At 54.1% G+C, this 18,262-nt stretch carries 15 protein-coding genes, 1 pseudogene and 1 other annotated feature; of the genes and pseudogenes, 13 read left to right on the plus strand and 3 right to left on the minus strand.

The window, feature by feature from the left end; all coding sequences use genetic code 11:
* Positions 1-452 precede the first annotated feature (452 nt).
* The 5 genes and pseudogenes from CTZ24_RS03185 to thrC all read left to right on the plus strand — a co-directional run bounded on the left by CTZ24_RS03185 (position 453) and on the right by thrC (position 6,180).
* Positions 453-1,158 (plus strand): annotated as a pseudogene (locus CTZ24_RS03185) (tRNA/rRNA methyltransferase).
* Positions 1,159-1,343: 185 nt separating this feature from the next.
* Entirely contained in the window at positions 1,344-1,415 is a 72-nt protein-coding gene (thrL, locus tag CTZ24_RS03190; RefSeq protein ID WP_071783593.1) for a thr operon leader peptide, read from the plus strand.
* Positions 1,351-1,472 (plus strand) — a sequence feature (Thr leader region). (Overlaps the previous gene by 65 nt.)
* A 26-nt stretch (positions 1,473-1,498) precedes the next feature.
* Positions 1,499-3,961: a bifunctional aspartate kinase/homoserine dehydrogenase I gene (gene thrA, locus CTZ24_RS03195; RefSeq protein ID WP_021184789.1), complete on the plus strand. Its 2,463-nt coding sequence runs from the start codon at positions 1,499-1,501 to the stop codon at positions 3,959-3,961.
* Positions 3,962-3,963: 2 nt separating this feature from the next.
* On the plus strand, positions 3,964-4,893 hold the full coding sequence (thrB, locus tag CTZ24_RS03200) for a homoserine kinase (RefSeq protein WP_208725488.1): 930 nt from the start codon (positions 3,964-3,966) through the stop codon (positions 4,891-4,893).
* A 3-nt stretch (positions 4,894-4,896) separates the two neighbouring features.
* Positions 4,897-6,180 (plus strand): threonine synthase, encoded by a 1,284-nt coding sequence (thrC, locus tag CTZ24_RS03205; protein WP_208724760.1) that lies wholly within the window; start codon positions 4,897-4,899, stop codon positions 6,178-6,180.
* A gap of 117 nt (positions 6,181-6,297) precedes the next feature.
* Here thrC and yaaA read toward each other — a convergent pair whose 3' ends face one another.
* Positions 6,298-7,074 carry a peroxide stress protein YaaA gene (gene yaaA, locus CTZ24_RS03210; protein ID WP_208724761.1) on the minus strand — a complete coding sequence of 259 codons (777 nt, stop codon included), beginning with the start codon at positions 7,072-7,074 and terminating at the stop codon, positions 6,298-6,300.
* Between the two features lie 213 nt (positions 7,075-7,287).
* Between yaaA and tal the strand changes: the two genes are divergently transcribed.
* The 3 genes from tal (at position 7,288) to CTZ24_RS03225 (ending at position 10,359) form a co-directional block, all read left to right on the plus strand.
* Positions 7,288-8,241, plus strand: a complete 954-nt coding sequence (tal, locus tag CTZ24_RS03215) for a transaldolase (RefSeq protein WP_013507805.1) — start codon at positions 7,288-7,290, stop codon at positions 8,239-8,241.
* 108 nt (positions 8,242-8,349) lie between these two features.
* Positions 8,350-8,937: a molybdopterin adenylyltransferase gene (gene mog / locus CTZ24_RS03220; RefSeq protein WP_036626658.1), complete on the plus strand. Its 588-nt coding sequence runs from the start codon at positions 8,350-8,352 to the stop codon at positions 8,935-8,937.
* Between the two features lie 111 nt (positions 8,938-9,048).
* The gene (locus CTZ24_RS03225; protein ID WP_208724762.1) at positions 9,049-10,359 is read left to right on the plus strand and encodes an MFS transporter; all 1,311 of its coding nucleotides are present in this window, start codon (positions 9,049-9,051) and stop codon (positions 10,357-10,359) included.
* A 36-nt stretch (positions 10,360-10,395) separates the two neighbouring features.
* On the opposite strand, the gene satP is transcribed toward CTZ24_RS03225, so the two are convergent.
* Positions 10,396-10,962, minus strand: a complete 567-nt coding sequence (gene satP / locus CTZ24_RS03230; protein ID WP_021184783.1) for an acetate uptake transporter — start codon at positions 10,960-10,962, stop codon at positions 10,396-10,398.
* A gap of 292 nt (positions 10,963-11,254) precedes the next feature.
* On the opposite strand from satP, the gene dnaK reads away from it, so the two are divergent.
* The 4 genes from dnaK (at position 11,255) to nhaR (ending at position 16,682) form a co-directional block, all read left to right on the plus strand.
* Complete coding sequence (gene dnaK, locus CTZ24_RS03235; RefSeq protein ID WP_013507809.1) at positions 11,255-13,165, plus strand: molecular chaperone DnaK; 1,911 nt, start codon at positions 11,255-11,257, stop codon at positions 13,163-13,165.
* A gap of 100 nt (positions 13,166-13,265) precedes the next feature.
* Positions 13,266-14,408, plus strand: a complete 1,143-nt coding sequence (gene dnaJ, locus CTZ24_RS03240; RefSeq protein ID WP_013507810.1) for a molecular chaperone DnaJ — start codon at positions 13,266-13,268, stop codon at positions 14,406-14,408.
* Positions 14,409-14,584: 176 nt separating this feature from the next.
* Entirely contained in the window at positions 14,585-15,757 is a 1,173-nt protein-coding gene (gene nhaA / locus CTZ24_RS03245) for a Na+/H+ antiporter NhaA (protein WP_208724763.1), read from the plus strand.
* 22 nt (positions 15,758-15,779) lie between these two features.
* Complete coding sequence (gene nhaR, locus CTZ24_RS03250; protein WP_208724764.1) at positions 15,780-16,682, plus strand: transcriptional activator NhaR; 903 nt, start codon at positions 15,780-15,782, stop codon at positions 16,680-16,682.
* A gap of 51 nt (positions 16,683-16,733) precedes the next feature.
* Here nhaR and rpsT read toward each other — a convergent pair whose 3' ends face one another.
* The gene (rpsT, locus tag CTZ24_RS03255; RefSeq protein ID WP_013507813.1) at positions 16,734-16,997 is read right to left on the minus strand and encodes a 30S ribosomal protein S20; all 264 of its coding nucleotides are present in this window, start codon (positions 16,995-16,997) and stop codon (positions 16,734-16,736) included.
* 318 nt (positions 16,998-17,315) lie between these two features.
* On the opposite strand from rpsT, the gene ribF reads away from it, so the two are divergent.
* Positions 17,316-18,254 carry a bifunctional riboflavin kinase/FAD synthetase gene (gene ribF / locus CTZ24_RS03260; RefSeq protein ID WP_208724765.1) on the plus strand — a complete coding sequence of 313 codons (939 nt, stop codon included), beginning with the start codon at positions 17,316-17,318 and terminating at the stop codon, positions 18,252-18,254.
* Positions 18,255-18,262: the final 8 nt, after the last annotated feature.

Raw genomic sequence — 18,262 nt, forward strand, 5'->3', positions numbered from 1 at the left:
CAGGATGAATATTTGCGTGCCCCGTGGGTATCGGACTGGCGCTTATCCTAACCGTATTAACAGCAACCTAACAGCACCAACAACAACCGATAAGCATAAAAACAACGCTTCGTTGACTTATATCAAATGCAAGTGTAGCACGTTAACACTTTTATGAAAAACTTCTCCAGGAATGCCAGCTTAGCTCACAAAAAGCAGCATTTTTGCTACATTCCGGCTGCATAATAGCAAAACAAAAACTTGCCGGAAATTATATTTCAATAAGATGATATCTAATGCTTTTATAATAAAATGGCACGGAAATTTAGCTTTAATACGTTAATTTATGCTACCTCGCGGTTTTATTCTGTTTTAACATCCTTAACATCTTATTTTCTTATATCCGCATGGTTGGTATTTTCCGGTGTGCATGCCAACATACGCTGAGTTGTTAACAGTTCGATGGAAAAATCATGCATTTCCCCCTCATTCTTGTCTCTCCCGCCCGACCAGAAAATATCGGTGCCGCCGCCCGTGCCATGAAAACCATGGGTTTTAGCGAGTTGCGTATTGTCGCCAGCGATGCCTGGCAGGATCCGGCGGCCCGACGCGTGGCGCACGGCGCAGGCGAAATCCTTGATAGCGTAAAAACTTATGACACGCTTAGTGACGCACTTCAGGACGTGGACTTCTCTGTCGCGACCACGGCGCGCAGCCGGGCGAAGTTCCGTTACTACGCCACACCCGCACAAGTGGAAACCATTTTGCAGGAGAAACGCCAGTGGCTGAGCCGGATAGCGCTGGTGTTTGGCCGCGAGGATAGCGGATTGACCAATGAGGAGCTGGAACAGGTAGACCTGCTCACCGGCATTCCGATGGCAAACGACTATCCCTCGCTCAATCTCGGTCAGGCAGTGATGGTGTATTGCTACCAACTTTCTGCGCTGAATCAGGTGGCGGCCCAGCCCGCAGCGATGGCGGATGCGCAGCAGTTGCAGGCGTTGCGGGTGCGTTTCCAGCAATTGTTGGTTCGTCTGGCAGTGGACGACGATGCCAAGATGGTGGACTGGATCGATCAACGTATCGGTTTGCTGGAACAACGTGACAGCGCCATGCTGCACCGTCTGCTGCACGACGTAGAAAAAAAAACTTATAGATAATAACTCGGGTAAATCCTGACTTTGCAGTGACAGATCGGGGGTTGTGGCTATTTGCTGAACGATCCCGATGGCATTTTCCGGGCAAAGCGCAGCACTGCGTAGTGGCGAAAAATCCGGCTTAGGACAAATTCGTTGACTTAACGTGCGCTTTGCTTTAATTCTGGAAGGCAGACGGACAATCAAGACAGACAGAAAAAAATCTCAATGCGTACAAACAGCCTGAACACCACCATTATTATTACCACCACCATTACCACAGGTAACGGTGCGGGCTGACGCATACAGGAAAAACAAAAAAGAAGCCCGCACCTAACCAGTGCGGGCTTTTTTTTCGGCATAAATTCAGGAGAGCTTTAACCATGCGAGTGCTGAAATTCGGCGGGACCTCGGTAGCCAATGCGGAACGTTTTCTCCGCGTGGCAGACATTCTGGAAAGCAATGCGCAACAGGGACAGGTTGCAACCGTACTCTCTGCGCCAGCGAAAATTACCAATCATCTGGTGGCGATGATTGAGAAAACCATTAGCGGGCAGGATGCGTTGCCGAATATCAGCGATGCCGAACGTATTTTTGCCGAGCTGTTGCAGGGGTTGGCCGATGCACAGCCGGGCTTCGATTATGATGGATTGAAGACTCGCGTTGACCTCGAATTTGCTCAACTTAAGCAGGTGCTGCATGGCATCAGCCTGCTGGGACAGTGCCCGGATGCGGTCAATGCTGCCATCATCTGCCGGGGTGAGAAGCTGTCCATCGCCATTATGGAAGCGCTGCTCCAGGCGCGCGGCTACAAAGTGACGGTCATCGACCCGGTGGAAAAACTGCTGGCCGTCGGCCACTACCTTGAATCTACCGTGGATATCAATGAATCCACCCGCCGTATCGCCGCCAGCCAGATCCCTGCCGATCATATGATCCTGATGGCCGGTTTCACCGCCGGAAACGAGCGTGGCGAACTGGTGGTGCTGGGCCGTAACGGTTCTGACTATTCGGCAGCGGTACTGGCGGCCTGTCTGCGTGCTGACTGTTGTGAAATCTGGACTGACGTCGATGGCGTCTATACCTGTGACCCGCGTCAGGTGCCGGATGCGCGCCTGCTGAAGTCCATGTCCTATCAGGAGGCAATGGAGCTGTCGTACTTTGGTGCCAAAGTGCTGCACCCCCGCACCATCGCCCCGATTGCCCAGTTCCAGATTCCCTGCCTGATTAAAAACACCGCTAACCCGCAAGCACCCGGCACCTTAATTGGTGGCGAAGGTGAGCATGATGAAAACCCGGTAAAAGGCATCACTAATCTCAACAACATGGCGATGTTTAACGTCTCCGGACCGGGGATGAAAGGCATGGTTGGCATGGCGGCACGCGTGTTTGCTGCGATGTCGCGCACCGGTATCTCGGTGGTGTTGATTACCCAATCCTCTTCCGAGTACAGCATCAGCTTCTGCGTGCCGCAGAACGAGCTGGCGCGCGCGCGCCGCGTGCTGGAAGATGAATTCTACCTCGAATTGAAAGACGGCTTGCTGGACCCGCTGGAAGTGGTCGAGCAACTGGCGATTATCTCGGTGGTCGGTGACGGCATGCGTACCCTGCGTGGCATCTCTGCCAAGTTCTTCTCCGCGCTGGCGCGAGCCAATATCAATATCGTGGCCATTGCCCAGGGTTCCTCGGAGCGTTCCATCTCTGCCGTGGTGAGCAACGATGAAGTCACTACTGGCGTGCGTGTGGTGCACCAGATGCTGTTTGCCACCGATCAGGTGATTGAAGTGTTCGTGGTCGGTGTCGGCGGCGTCGGCGCGGCGTTGCTGGAGCAGCTACATCGTCAGCAGGCGTGGCTGAAGCAAAAGCATATCGATTTGCGGGTGTGTGGCATCGCTAACTCGCGCGCGTTGCTGACCAACGTGCACGGCATCGATCTCAGTAACTGGAAAGGGGCGCTGGCGGAAGCCAAAGAACCGTTCAATCTTGGTCGTCTGATCCGTCTGGTGAAAGAGTATCACCTGCTGAACCCGGTGATTGTCGATTGTACTTCGAGCCAGGCGGTGGCCGATCAGTACGCGGATTTCCTCGCGGATGGTTTCCATGTCGTGACGCCGAACAAAAAGGCCAACACCTCTTCATGGAATTATTACCAGCAGATGCGTGCGGCAGCGGAGAAATCGCGCCGTAAGTTCCTGTATGACACCAACGTGGGGGCGGGTTTGCCGGTGATCGAGAACCTGCAAAATCTGCTGAATGCCGGTGATGAGCTGATCAAATTCTCCGGTATTCTTTCCGGCTCGCTGTCGTTTATTTTCGGCAAGCTGGATGAGGGCGTTTCCCTGTCTGAAGCGACCAAAATGGCGCGAGACATGGGCTTCACCGAACCGGATCCGCGTGATGACCTGTCGGGCACCGATGTGGCGCGTAAGCTGCTGATTCTGGCGCGTGAAGCGGGACATCAACTGGAGCTGAGCGATATCGAGATCGAACCGCTGCTGCCTGCCAGTCTGACGGAGATTGCTGACGTTGAGCAATTCATGCAGCGTTTGCCGGAACTGGACAACGCCTTTGCGGCGCGCGTTGCCAAAGCGCGTGATGAAGGTAAAGTGTTACGCTTCGTCGGTGCCATCGAAGAGGGTGGTGCTTGCAAAGTGAAAATTGATGCAGTGGACAGTAACGATCCGCTGTTTAAAGTCAAAAATGGCGAAAACGCCCTGGCGTTCTATAGCCGTTATTATCAGCCGATCCCGCTGGTTCTGCGTGGATACGGTGCCGGGAATGATGTGACCGCAGCCGGTGTGTTTGCCGATCTGCTGCGCACGCTGTCGTGGAAGTTGGGAGTTTGATGATGGTAAAAATTTATGCACCGGCCTCGATAGGTAACGTCAGCGTCGGCTTTGATGTGCTTGGCGCGGCGGTTTCGCCGGTGGATGGCACCCTGCTGGGTGATTGTGTGTCGGTCGAGGCGGCCGACCGCTTTAGCCTGGTAAACAAAGGGCGCTTCGTCAGCAAACTGCCGGACAATCCACAGGAAAACATTGTTTATCAGTGCTGGCAGCGTTTTTGTGAAGCGATTGGTAAAGATGTGCCGGTGGCGATGACGCTGGAAAAAAACATGCCGATCGGCTCGGGTCTTGGCTCCAGCGCCTGCTCGGTCGTGGCTGGCCTGATGGCGATGAACGAATTTTGCGGCAAACCGTTGAATGACACCGAACTGCTGGCATTGATGGGCGAGCTGGAAGGACGTATCTCCGGTAGCGTGCATTACGACAACGTTGCGCCGTGCTTCCTCGGCGGCGTGCAGTTGATGATTGAAGAGAACGGCATTATCAGCCAGTCAGTGCCGTCGTTTGACGAGTGGCTGTGGGTGATGGCCTATCCGGGCATCAAAGTCTCCACCGCTGAAGCGCGTGCGATTCTACCGGCGCAGTATCGTAAACAGGACATCATCAAACACGGTCGTTTACTGGGCGGTTTCATCCATGCCTGTCATACTCAGCAGCCAGAACTGGCCGCGAAGCTGATGCAGGATGTGGTGGCGGAGCCGTATCGCACCAAACTGCTGCCGGGCTTTGCGGAAGCACGCCAGGCAGCAGCCGATATTGGCGCGCTGGCCTGCGGTATTTCGGGTTCCGGCCCGACACTTTTCGCCGTTTGCAACGAGATGGCAACGGCACAGCGGATGGCAGACTGGCTGAGCCAGCACTATCTGCAAAATGAAGAAGGTTTCGTCCATATCTGCCGTCTTGATACGGCTGGCGCACGTAAATTGGGATAACGCATGAAACTCTACAACCTTAAGGATCATAACGAGCAGGTGAGCTTCGCTCAGGCCGTGAAGCAGGGCCTTGGCTCGCAGCAGGGGCTGTTTTTTCCGCTCGAACTGCCGGAATTTGAACTGACCGACATCGATGCGATGCTGGAGATGGATTTTGTTACCCGCAGCAGCAAAATCCTCTCGGCTTACATCGGTGACGAAATTGCCGCACATCAGTTGGCTGAGCGCGTGAAAAACGCGTTTGCGTTCCCGGCCCCGGTGGCAAAAGTGAGCGACGATGTCGCCTGCCTCGAACTGTTTCATGGCCCGACGCTGGCGTTCAAAGACTTCGGCGGCCGTTTTATGGCGCAGATGCTTTCGTATGTCAGCGGTGCCGATGAAAAAATCACCATTCTGACCGCCACGTCTGGCGATACCGGCGCAGCAGTAGCCCATGCGTTTTACGGCATGGAAAACGTGCGCGTGGTGATCCTCTATCCGCAGGGCAAAATCAGCCCGTTGCAGGAAAAATTGTTCTGCACCCTGGGGGGGAACATCGAAACCATCGCCATCGACGGCGATTTCGATGCCTGCCAGGCGCTGGTGAAACAAGCCTTTGATGATGAAGAACTGAAAAAGGCGATCGGCCTGAACTCAGCCAACTCCATCAACATCAGCCGTCTGCTGGCGCAGATTTGCTACTACTTTGAAGCTGTGGCGCAACTGCCGCAGGAAAAACGCAATCAGCTGGTGGTGTCGGTGCCAAGTGGTAACTTTGGTGACCTGACCGCAGGCCTGCTGGCGAAATCACTCGGTCTGCCGATCAAACGCTTTATCGCTGCCACCAATGCCAACGATACTGTGCCGCGCTTCCTCGCCAATGGCGAATGGACGCCGCATGCCACCGTTGCCACGCTGTCCAACGCTATGGATGTGAGCCAGCCGAACAACTGGCCGCGCGTGGAAGAGTTGTTCCGCCGCAAAACCTGGCGTCTGGGCGATCTGGCCTATGGTGCGGTGAGCGACGAAACCACCAAAGCGACCATGCGTGAGCTGGCAGAAATCGGTTATCTGTCTGAACCGCATGCGGCGATTGCTTATCGTCTGCTGCGCGATCAGTTGCAGGAAGGTGAGTACGGCCTGTTCCTTGGCACTGCGCATCCGGCGAAGTTCAAGGAGAGCGTGGAAGCGATTCTGGAGCAGACGCTGCCGCTGCCGGAAGCACTGGCTGAGCGTGCCGACCTGCCGCTGCTGTCGCATAATTTGAAAGCAGATTTCGCCGCGCTGCGCGCGTTCTTGCTGAAATAACATAAGAATGGCTGGCAAATGCCAGCCATTCTTTTATCTGTCGTAGCGGCGCGATTTATCGCGCAATTCCGTGCACGGTGTCGGAAAAAACCGCGCGATAAATCGCGCCGTTACGGGTTATTGCTGCTCGTGGCGTTTAAACACCAGCTCGTTTTCGCTGCTTTCAGCCGCAGCAAAAAAATAACCATCCACATCGAATTTCTTCAATTGCTCCGGTTTGGTCAGGCGGTGCTGAATCACATAACGGCTCATCAGGCCACGCGCTTTCTTGGCGTAGAAGCTGATCACCTTAAACTTGCCGTTCTTCTCATCCAGGAACACCGGCTTAATCAGTCGCCCGGCCAGTTTTTTCGGCTTGATAGCTTTGAAATATTCATCTGACGCCAGGTTAATCAACACGTCATCGCCTTGTTCCGCCAGCGCCGCATTCAGCCTTTCCGTCAGCAAATCACCCCAGAAACCATAGAGATCTTTCGCCGCCGGGTTCGTCAGTTTGATCCCCATTTCCAGCCGGTAGGGCTGCATTAAGTCGAGCGGGCGCAGCAAACCATACAAACCCGACAGCATACGCAGATGCTGCTGGGCGAAAGCAAAATCTTTTTCGCTAAAGGTTTCAGCCTGCAAACCGGTGTAGACATCCCCTTTGAACGCCAGAATCGCCTGACGCGCATTCTCCAGCGTGAAGGGGGGCTGCCATTCGTTAAAACGTTCTGCGTTCAGATGGGCCAGTTTGTCGCTGATGCCCATCAGCGAGGCGATTTGCGCCGGTGACAAATCACGGGCGACATCAATCAGCTGTTGTGACTTTTCTAACAGCGCTGGTTGAGTGAAGGTTTGCGTCGCAAGCGGGCTTTCATAATCCAGCGTCTTGGCTGGCGAGATGACCATCAGCATCGTGTTATCCTCGGTTGACCCGCAGGTTTATCAGGGTATTAACGGAAAATTTGTTCGGCGAGTGTAGCAAAAAAGCGTGACGGATCGGCAAATCGTTCCCATTTGTCCGTGCTATCGGAAAGGGCACGCCGCGACCTTGCACCGTGGTTACCGCGTGATATTATCGCAACAGCCTTTTTCACCCTGACAGTCAACCTAAGAGAAAAGAGAACCATGACGGACAAACTTACTTCCTTGCGTCAGCTGACTACTGTGGTCGCCGACACCGGTGATATCGCGGCAATGAAGCTGTATCAACCGCAAGATGCCACCACCAACCCTTCTTTGATCCTCAATGCCGCTCAAATTCCTGAATACCGTAAACTGATTGACGAAGCCATTAGCTGGGCACGTCAGCAGAGCAGCAACAAAGAAGAGCAGTTACAGCTGGTTTCTGACAAGCTGGCCGTCAACATTGGTCTGGAAATTCTCAAACTGATCCCGGGTCGTATCTCGACTGAAGTCGATGCGCGTCTGTCTTATGACACCGAAGCGAGCATCGCCAAAGCGCGTAGCCTGATCAAACTGTACAACGATGCAGGTATCAGCAACGATCGCATCCTGATCAAACTGGCTTCAACCTGGCAGGGTATCCGTGCCGCTGAGCAGCTGGAAAAAGAAGGTATCAACTGTAACCTGACCCTGCTGTTCTCCTTCGCTCAGGCGCGTGCTTGTGCTGAAGCGGGCGTGTTCCTGATCTCTCCGTTCGTAGGTCGTATCCTCGACTGGTACAAAGCGAACACCGACAAGAAAGAGTACGCAGCGCACGAAGATCCGGGCGTGGTTTCTGTTTCTGAGATCTACAACTATTACAAGCAACACGGTTATGAAACCGTGGTAATGGGTGCCAGCTTCCGTAACGTCGGTGAAATCATCGAGCTGGCCGGTTGCGACCGTCTGACCATCTCCCCGAACCTGCTGAAAGAGCTGGCTGAGAGCGAAGGCGCTGTTGAGCGTAAACTGAGCTACAGCGGCGAAGTGAAAGCGCGTCCGGCGAAAATGACCGAAGCCGAGTTCCTGTGGCAGCACAACCAGGACCCGATGGCCGTCACCAAACTGGCGGAAGGCATCCGCAACTTTGCCATCGACCAGGGCAAACTTGAGAAGATGATCGCTGAACTGCTGTAAGTGATGACACCGTGGCGGCACTGCCCGCCACGGTTTTAAGCTTTTCTCTCCCTTTTGCTTTGTATTATTCTTCTTTTTATCCCCCTCATGCACCACAGCGATAACTCTATGGATACATTACGTATTGGATTAATTTCTGTTTCCGATCGCGCGGCGAACGGCATTTATCAGGATCAGGGCATTCCGGCGCTGGAAAGCTGGCTTGGCAGCGCATTAACGACGCCCTTTGAGATCGAAACCCGGCTGGTGCCGGATGAACAACCGATGATCGAACAGGCGATTTGCGAGCTGGTGGATGAATTGTTCTGCCATCTGGTACTGACCACGGGCGGTACGGGACCCGCGCGCCGTGATGTGACACCTGATGCGACCCTTGCGGTTGCCGATCGTGAGATGCCGGGTTTTGGCGAGCAGATGCGCCAGATCAGCCTGCAATTTGTCCCGACGGCGATCCTGTCACGCCAGGTGGGGGTGATCCGTAAGCAGTCGCTGATCCTCAATTTGCCGGGGCAACCGAAATCGATCAAAGAAACGCTGGAAGGACTGAAAGGAGATGACGGCGTGGTGAAAGTGCCGGGTATCTTCGCGGCTGTACCGTATTGTTTACAGTTGCTTGACGGGCCTTATGTCGAGACTGATCCGGTAGTGGTAGCAGCATTTCGGCCAAAAAGCGCGAGGCGTGAGACAAACGTCTGAATATCGCCGTTTTCAGGCATAAAATTCAGACGTACTGGTGTGGCAAAAAATTGACGGTATAGTAAGCCTAACTTTACAACTAGATTTTTTGCCTCTGGATACCGCTACGTTATGGATTCGCTCGCAACTCGTCCCCTCAACCGACAGGATTATAAAACCCTGTCGCTGGCCGCCCTTGGCGGGGCGCTGGAATTTTACGACTTCATCATCTTTGTGTTCTTTGCTGCGGTGATCGGCCAACTCTTCTTCCCGGCAGATATGCCGGAATGGCTGCGTCAGGTGCAGACCTTTGCCATCTTTGCCGCAGGTTATCTGGCGCGCCCGCTTGGTGGCATCATCATGGCGCACTTTGGTGACAAAGTTGGCCGTAAGAAGATGTTTAGTCTGAGTATCCTGCTGATGGCTCTGCCGACGTTGGCAATGGGGGCGTTGCCGACTTACGACAGCATTGGTATCGCTGCTCCGCTGTTGATGCTGCTGTTGCGCGTGTTACAGGGGGCCGCGATTGGTGGCGAAGTGCCGGGCGCATGGGTGTTTGTCGCGGAGCATGTGCCAGAAAAACGCGTGGGTTTTGCCTGTGGCACCTTAACCGCCGGTTTAACCGCCGGGATTTTGCTCGGTTCGCTGGTGGCAACCATCATCAATACTTCGCTCTCTCCGACGGCAATTGCCGCGCATGGCTGGCGTATCCCGTTCTTTCTCGGTGGCGTGTTTGGTTTGCTGGCGATGTATTTGCGCCGCTGGCTGCATGAAACGCCAGTGTTTCAGCAAATGCAGCAGCGCAAGGCGCTGGCGGATAAGCTGCCATTGCAAACTATTCTGGCCCAACACAAACGCGGCATCGTGATTTCCATGCTGCTGACCTGGTTGCTCTCCGCCTGCATCGTAGTAGTGATTCTGATGGCTCCGACGCTGATGCAAAAACAACACGCGATTCCGGCGGCGCTGAGCTTACAGGCCAATAGCCTGGCTACGGTGATGTTGCTGTTTGGCTGCGTGATTGCGGGTTGGCTGGTGGACCGTATCGGAGCGGCGCGCACCTTGATGATCGGTTCGTTGCTGTTGGCGATCGGTAGCTGGAACTTCTTCCATCAATTAGGAAGTGCGCCGGAGATGTTGTTTGTCTGGTATGGTCTGGCGGGGTTGAGCGTTGGCGTGGTGGGGGTTGTACCGTTTGTGATGGTTCGGTCCTTCCCGGCAGCGGTGCGCTTCACCGGTATCTCCTTCTCCTATAACGTCGCCTACGCCATTTTTGGCGGCCTGACGCCGATTAGCGTGACCTTGATTATGCGTCTGACACCGATGGCACCGGCATGGTACGTGTTGGCGTTGGCGGTAATTGGATTTGCAGTAGGGGTGTGGCTGTTACGTGATAACCGGCAGGAAAGCGTGCAGTTTGAGACATCCATTCATTCTTCATAAATGATTACGCGGAGCCTCCAGGCTCCGCGTTGCGATTCAGCGTGGTTGACCAATCGGCAGCACGGTGCGGCCCCATTGTTCATTCAGCACTTCACCCATCGCCAGATAGATGGCGCTACCACCACAGATCAGACCAACCCAACCGGCAATGCGCACCAGCAGCGCGTTATCCAGCAGATGCCCAATCGCCAACAAGGCAAACAGCACCGTCAGGCTGGCAAACACAAATTGCAGCATAGTCGGGCCGGTGAGGGTGCCAAAGAATAAAAACAGCGTGAACACGCCCCATAGGCCAAGGTAAGCCCCGAGGAAATGACTGTCAGCGGCTTCCGACAGCCCCATTTTCGGCAGCAGCAGAATCGCGACCAGCGTCAGCCAGAAGCTGCCGTAAGAGGCAAATGCCGTCAGGCCGAAGGTGTTACCTTTCTTAAATTCCAGCAGGCCGGCAAAAATTTGCGCGAGGCCGCCATAAAAAATGCCCATCGCCAGGATGATGGTATCCATCGCGAAGAGTCCGGTGTTGTGCAGATTGAGCAGAATGGTGGTCATACCAAAGCCCATTAAGCCCAGTGGCGCAGGGTTCGCCAGAGTGATGTTACGCATAGTTCCTCAAAGGTAATTATTAATATCTGAATGTTGTCTTATCCCGTTAGTCAGACGGGGCGCAGCATAATAATCAGCCAGCTACCCGGCATCTTTGATCTGAGTGGGGAGAGATAATTAAAATTTTTTTAGTTTTAACCCTTGATGCGCTTCGAAGCGGCCCCATCTAGTTGTCATCGAGAGTTGTGGTGCAGGAAAAAAAGCCTGCTCAGGCAGTTGAAAGCGGCGAAACATGCCCGCATCTCTGCTTCACAACCCAATTTGGCAAAGAATTTAAGTGGGAGACGTTTAGATGGGTAAGATTATTGGTATTGACCTGGGTACAACCAACTCTTGTGTTGCGATTATGGACGGCACCAAAGCACGCGTGCTGGAAAATGCCGAAGGTGATCGTACCACGCCTTCAATTATTGCTTATACACAGGATGGCGAAACTCTGGTCGGTCAACCGGCTAAACGTCAGGCGGTGACTAACCCGCAGAACACCCTGTTCGCGATTAAGCGCCTGATCGGCCGTCGTTTCCAGGACGAAGAAGTGCAGCGTGATATCAAAATCATGCCGTACAAAATCGCCGCAGCAGACAACGGTGATGCCTGGCTGGAAGTGAAAGGCCAGAAAATGGCTCCGCCGCAGATCTCTGCTGAAGTGCTGAAAAAAATGAAGAAAACCGCGGAAGATTTCCTCGGTGAGCCAGTGACTGAAGCGGTTATCACCGTACCGGCGTACTTCAACGATGCACAGCGTCAGGCAACCAAAGATGCCGGCCGTATCGCGGGTCTGGAAGTGAAACGTATTATTAACGAACCGACTGCGGCGGCGCTGGCTTACGGCCTCGACAAAGGTCAGGGCAACCGCACCATCGCGGTATACGACCTGGGCGGCGGTACCTTCGATATCTCTATCATCGAAATCGATGAAGTTGATGGCGAGAAAACCTTTGAAGTTCTGGCAACCAATGGTGATACCCACCTGGGTGGTGAAGACTTCGACAGCCGTCTGATCAACTACCTCGTTGCGGAGTTCAAGAAAGATCAGGGCATCGATCTGCACAACGATCCGCTGGCGATGCAGCGTCTGAAAGAAGCGGCTGAGAAAGCGAAAATCGAGCTGTCTTCTGCTCAGCAGACTGACGTTAACCTGCCGTACATCACTGCTGATGCGACCGGTCCTAAGCACCTGAACATCAAAGTGACCCGTGCGAAGCTGGAATCGCTGGTCGAAGATCTGGTTGCGCGTTCTATCGAGCCGCTGAAAGTCGCTCTGCAAGATGCTGGCCTGTCGGTTTCTGACATCAACGACGTGATCCTCGTCGGTGGTCAGACCCGTATGCCGCTGGTTCAGGCTAAAGTGACAGAATTCTTTGGCAAAGAGCCGCGTAAAGACGTGAACCCGGATGAAGCCGTTGCCGTAGGTGCTGCGGTACAGGGTGGCGTGCTGGGTGGTGACGTGAAAGACGTCCTGCTGCTCGACGTAACCCCGCTGTCACTGGGTATCGAAACTATGGGTAGCGTGATGACTTCGCTGATCAGCAAGAACACCACCATCCCGACCAAACACAGCCAGGTGTTCTCAACTGCTGAAGATAACCAGTCTGCCGTGACCATTCATGTGTTGCAGGGTGAGCGTAAACGTGCCAGCGATAACAAATCACTGGGCCAGTTTAACCTCGACGGTATCCAGCCTGCACCGCGCGGTATGCCGCAGATTGAAGTGACTTTCGACATCGATGCGGACGGTATCCTGCACGTATCAGCGAAAGACAAAAACAGCGGTAAAGAGCAGAAGATCACCATCAAAGCGTCTTCTGGTCTGAACGAAGAAGAGATCGCGAAAATGGTACGTGACGCTGAAGCGAACGCCGAAGCCGACCGTAAATTTGAAGAGCTGGTGCAGACGCGTAACCAGGGCGACCAGATTGCGCACAGCACCCGTAAACAGCTGGATGAAGCGGGTGACAAACTGTCTGCCGATGACAAAGCCCCGATTGAATCTGCGCTGAACGATCTGAACACTGCGCTGAAAGGCGAAGACAAAGCTGACATCGAAGCGAAGATGCAGGCTCTGATGCAGGTTTCCAGCAAGCTGATGGAAATGGCACAGCAGCAGGCTCAGGCTGGCGCAGCAGACGCTGGCGACGCTTCCGCGAAGAAAGATGACGACGTTGTCGACGCTGAATTCGAAGAAGTTAAAGATAAAAAATAATTGCCCCTGACCGGGCGCGACGGCTGGCCTGACAGCCGTTGAAACCAGCACGGGCGTAGGAGATCTCTCCACGCCCGTGCGATCATGTTAAGGGCAGAAGATGGCGAAGAGTGATTTTTACGAGATCTTAGGCGTCTCTAAATCGGCAGATGAGCGCGAAATCAAAAAGGCGTATAAGCGCCTGGCGATGAAATATCACCCGGACCGTAACCCGGGCGATAAAGAAGCCGAAGCGAAATTCAAAGAGGTTAAAGAAGCCTACGAAATTCTGACCGACGCGCAGAAGCGTGCGGCCTACGATCAGTACGGTCATGCGGCCTTCGAACAGGGCGGCATGGGTGGCGGTGGATTTGGCGGCGGCGGCTTCGGTGGCGGTGCTGACTTCAGCGATATCTTTGGCGACGTATTTGGCGATATCTTTGGTGGTGGTCGCCGTCAGCGCGCTGCCCGTGGCGCCGATTTACGCTACAACATGGACCTGACGCTGGAAGAAGCGGTACGCGGCGTGACCAAAGAGATCCGCATTCCAACCCTGGAAGAGTGTGATGTTTGCCACGGCAGCGGGGCGAAAGCCGGGACTCAACCGCAAACCTGTCCAACCTGTCATGGTGCAGGCCAGGTGCAGATGCGTCAGGGCTTCTTTACCGTACAGCAGGCGTGTCCGACCTGTCATGGCCGTGGCTCGGTGATCAAAGATCCGTGCAACGCCTGTCATGGCCACGGTCGTGTTGAACGCTCGAAAACCTTGTCAGTGAAAATCCCGGCAGGTGTTGATACCGGCGATCGTATCCGTCTGAGCGGCGAAGGGGAAGCGGGCGAGCATGGCGCACCGGCGGGCGATCTGTACGTTCAGGTGTCAGTGAAAAAACACCCGATCTTCGAGCGTGAAGATAACAACCTGTACTGTGAAGTACCGATCAACTTTGCGATGGCTGCACTGGGTGGCGAGATTGAAGTGCCGACTCTGGATGGTCGTGTGAAGCTGAAAGTACCGTCAGAAACGCAAACCGGCAAGCTGTTCCGCATGCGTGGTAAAGGCGTGAAATCAGTGCGTGGTGGTGCCGTGGGCGATCTGCTGTGCCGCGTGGTGGTGGAAACCCCGGTTAGCCTGAACGACAAACAGAAAGCGCTGTTGCGTGAACTGGAAGAGAGTTTTGGCGGCCCAACCGGTGAGAAAAACAGCCCGCGTTCGAAGAGTTTCTTCGATGGCGTGAAGAAGTTTTTTGATGATTTAACCCGCTAAGTCTGCGCGACTTACCTGAAAGCCAGCGCTGCGTCGCTGGCTTTTTTATTTCCTGATCGCCACGATCATTCGGTTTTTTCGAACCCGACCTAATAAATAATCTGTTTTTTTCGATCTAATATTGTCGCTAAGCTAACCGCCTTTTCATTATTCGCTCTGCGACAAGGAACCTGGACGTGAATATCCGATTGAAAAAACTCCTGAATAGTGACGCCACCAGCGGGGTGGTGCTCATCATCGCCGCAGCCATTGCCATGTTGCTGGCCAACAGCGCCAGCACCCAGCAGGGCTATCTTGACCTGCTTGAAATCCCGGTGGAGTTTCGTTTTGGCTCACTGGATATCAGTAAAAACCTGTTGCTGTGGATCAACGATGCGCTGATGGCGGTGTTCTTCCTGATGGTCGGTCTGGAAGTGAAGCGCGAAATGGTCATGGGGGCACTGGCACGCCGCGACCAGGCGATTTTCCCGTTGATTGCTGCCGTTGGCGGCATGCTGGTACCGGGACTGCTGTTCCTGTTGTTTAACGCCGGGGATGCGGCCACGCGCAGCGGTTGGGCGATCCCGACGGCGACCGATATCGCTTTTGCCCTGGGTATTCTGGCGCTGCTGGGTAGCCGTGTGCCGCCAGCGTTGAAGATCTTCCTCATGGCGCTGGCGATCATTGACGATCTGGGCGCTATCGTGATTATTGCGCTGTTCTACACCAGCGATCTGTCGATGGTATCGTTGGGGGTAGCGGCTGGCGCGATTGCGGTGCTCGGCATCATGAATTTGCTGAACGTACGTAATACCGGCCTCTATCTGCTGGTTGGGCTGGTGTTGTGGACGGCGGTATTGAAATCCGGTGTGCATGCCACGCTGGCGGGCGTGGTGGTGGGCTTCCTGATCCCACTGGAGAAGAAAAATGGTCACTCCCCGGCAATCCACCTGGAACACGCGCTGCATCCGTGGGTACGCTGGCTGATTCTGCCGTTGTTTGCCTTTGCTAACGCAGGGGTATCGCTGGCCGGGGTGACACCAGGCAGCCTGTTCTCGTTGCTGCCGCTTGGCATCATGCTCGGCCTGTTTGTCGGTAAACCGCTCGGCATTACCTTATTCTGCTGGCTCAGCGTTAAAACCGGGTTGGCAAAATTGCCGGATAACACCTCGCTACGTGATATCGCGGCTGTCGGCGTGTTGTGTGGCATTGGCTTTACCATGTCGATCTTTATCGCCTCGCTGGCATACGGTGAAGCCGCGCCTGAGCTGATTACGCTGGCGAAGTTGGGCATTTTACTGGGTTCGATAATCTCGGCGGTGGTCGGTTACTTGCTGCTGTGGCGGCGTCTGCCGCGTCAGGCGGCGTAACCCAATACAAGGCGGTAGCCAGATGTCACATATCAACTACAACCATCTGTATTACTTCTGGCATGTGTGCCGTGAGGGATCGATTGTCGGAGCGGCAGAGGCACTGTTCCTCACGCCACAAACCATCACCGGGCAGATCAAGGCGCTGGAGGAGCGTCTGCAAGGCAAATTGTTTCGTCGGCAGGGCCGCGGTCTGGTGCCGACGGAGCTGGGGCAACTGGTGTTCCGCTATGCCGACCGAATGTTTATGCTCAGCCAGGAGATGCTCGATATCGTCAACTATCGCAAAGAGTCAAACCTGCTGTTTGATGTGGGTATTGCGGATGCGCTCTCCAAGCAACTGGTGAGTCAGGTGCTGGAGGCGGCAGTGGTCGCGGATGAGAAGATTCATCTGCGCTGCTTTGAATCGACACATGAGATGCTGCTGGAGCAATTAAGCCAGCATAAGCTGGATATGATTGTCTCGGACTGCCCGATTGATTCAACGCAGCAGGAGGGGTTGTTTTCGGTGAAGCTGGGGGAATGCCCGGTGAGCTTCTGGTGTTATGCCCCGTGGCCGGAACAGACTTTTCCCGCCAGCCTTGAACAGCGGCGTTTGCTGATCCCCGGTCGTCGTTCGATGTTGGGACGTAAGCTACTCAACTGGATTCACAGCCAGGGATTACAGGTCGAAATTCTGGGTGAATTTGATGATGCGGCGCTGATGAAAGCGTTTGGTGCGCAGCACAACGCGATTTTCGTGGCCCCCACGTTGTATGGTGAAGCGGTCTACCGCGATGAGGCTATTCAGGAAATTGGTCGTCTGGATGTGGTGATGGAGGAGTATCATGTGATTTTTGCCGAGCGCATGATCCAGCATCCGGCGGTACAACGCATCTGCCATCGCGACTTCAGCGCGTTGTTTAGCGGCAAATCGCAGGCATAAAAAAACCGGCTTAACGCCGGTTCTTTCACAAAGCGATTAACAGACAGGCGATTAAGCCAGTTTGTTGATCTGTGCAGTCAGGTTTGCTTTATGACGTGCAGCTTTGTTTTTGTGGATCAGACCTTTAGCAGCCTGACGGTCCACGATCGGTTGCATTTCGTTGAATGCGTTCTGCGCAGCAGCTTTGTCGCCTGTTGCGATAGCCGCGTATACTTTCTTGATGAAAGTACGCATCATAGAACGGTTGCTCGCGTTATGCTTGCGACGTTTCTCAGATGTTACGGCGCGTTTCTTAGCTGATTTGATATTAGCCAAGGTCCAACTCCCAAATGTGTTCTATATGGACAAATCAAAGGCCGAGGACTATGCCTTTTGTGCCTTCTTTTGTCAATGGATTTGTGCAAATAAGCGCCGTTTTACAAACGACACCCGGTTACGTAATTGATGGCGCAAGATTCTACCAGCAACACCGCGCTGAATACAGTATTTCACAACAAAATTCTTCAGATCGCCGCTAAGCTACTGCCTGCACGCGGAATAAGCGGCAACAGAAGCAGGAAAGGCACGCAGACGGGTTAACCTGAACGCTATTCGAGGGTATAATCCGCCGATTTCCACCGGTTTGAGTCAGCCATGAAGTTTATCCGCGGTATTTACAATCTCACTCAGCAGCATCGCGGCTGCGTCCTGACCATTGGTAATTTTGACGGTTTTCATCGTGGCCATCAGGCATTGATGGCGGAGCTGGTCGAAGAGGGACGTAAGCGTCAGCTGCCGGTGATCGTGATGCTGTTCGAACCGCAGCCGCTGGAGCTGTTTGCGGGCGATAAAGCCCCGGCTCGTCTGATGCGTCTGCGTGAAAAGCTGAGGTATCTTAAGCAGGCCGGCGTCGATGCGGTGTTATGTGTTCGTTTCGATCGTCGTTTTGCTGCCCATTCAGCACAGGTTTTCATCTCTGAACTGCTGGTGGAGAAACTGAACGTTAAATTTCTCGCTGTTGGTGATGATTTCCGCTTTGGTGCTGGTCGCCAGGGGGATTTCCTGTTATTACAGAAAGCCGGTGTGGAATATGACTTTGATGTCATCAGCACCCAGACATTTTGTGATGGCGGCAAACGCATCAGCAGTACTGCGGTGCGTCAGGCGCTGGCGCAGGATGATTTTTTCCAGGCGCAGGCGTTGTTAGGCCATCCCTTCAGCATTTCAGGCCGCGTGGTGCATGGTGATGCCCTGGGCCGTACCATTGGTTTTCCCACCGCCAATCTCCCTTTACGCCGCACAGTAACGCCGGTGAAAGGCGTATTTGCGGTTGAAGTACTGGGCCTGGGTGAACACCCGATCCCCGGCGTTGCCAACATTGGTACGCGTCCGACGGTAAAAGGTCTGCGTCAGCAGCTTGAAGTTCACCTGCTTGACACACATATGAATCTCTATGGACGCCACATTGATGTGGTACTGAAACAGAAGATTCGCGACGAACAGCGTTTCGCCTCGCTGGACGCGTTGAAAGAACAAATAGCGAAAGATGTGGTGACGGCCCGACAATTTTTTGGGCTAAAAACACCGGTTTAATGACCGAA

Source organism: Pantoea phytobeneficialis (genome assembly GCF_009728735.1).
In the GTDB taxonomy this organism is placed as follows: domain Bacteria; phylum Pseudomonadota; class Gammaproteobacteria; order Enterobacterales; family Enterobacteriaceae; genus Pantoea; species Pantoea phytobeneficialis.

What these genes read in the sequence shown, in the direction of transcription:
- thrA (WP_021184789.1), top strand. Translation starts at nt 1,499, where the DNA reads ATGCGAGTGCTGAAATTCGGCGGGACCTCGGTAGCCAATGCGGAACGT.
- satP (WP_021184783.1), bottom strand. Translation starts at nt 10,962, where the DNA reads ATGCGTAACATCACTCTGGCGAACCCTGCGCCACTGGGCTTAATGGGC.
- CTZ24_RS03225 (WP_208724762.1), top strand. Translation starts at nt 9,049, where the DNA reads ATGGATTCGCTCGCAACTCGTCCCCTCAACCGACAGGATTATAAAACC.
- ribF (WP_208724765.1), top strand. Translation starts at nt 17,316, where the DNA reads ATGAAGTTTATCCGCGGTATTTACAATCTCACTCAGCAGCATCGCGGC.
- nhaR (WP_208724764.1), top strand. Translation starts at nt 15,780, where the DNA reads ATGTCACATATCAACTACAACCATCTGTATTACTTCTGGCATGTGTGC.
- yaaA (WP_208724761.1), bottom strand. Translation starts at nt 7,074, where the DNA reads ATGCTGATGGTCATCTCGCCAGCCAAGACGCTGGATTATGAAAGCCCG.
- tal (WP_013507805.1), top strand. Translation starts at nt 7,288, where the DNA reads ATGACGGACAAACTTACTTCCTTGCGTCAGCTGACTACTGTGGTCGCC.
- thrC (WP_208724760.1), top strand. Translation starts at nt 4,897, where the DNA reads ATGAAACTCTACAACCTTAAGGATCATAACGAGCAGGTGAGCTTCGCT.
- dnaK (WP_013507809.1), top strand. Translation starts at nt 11,255, where the DNA reads ATGGGTAAGATTATTGGTATTGACCTGGGTACAACCAACTCTTGTGTT.
- thrB (WP_208725488.1), top strand. Translation starts at nt 3,964, where the DNA reads ATGGTAAAAATTTATGCACCGGCCTCGATAGGTAACGTCAGCGTCGGC.
- mog (WP_036626658.1), top strand. Translation starts at nt 8,350, where the DNA reads ATGGATACATTACGTATTGGATTAATTTCTGTTTCCGATCGCGCGGCG.
- dnaJ (WP_013507810.1), top strand. Translation starts at nt 13,266, where the DNA reads ATGGCGAAGAGTGATTTTTACGAGATCTTAGGCGTCTCTAAATCGGCA.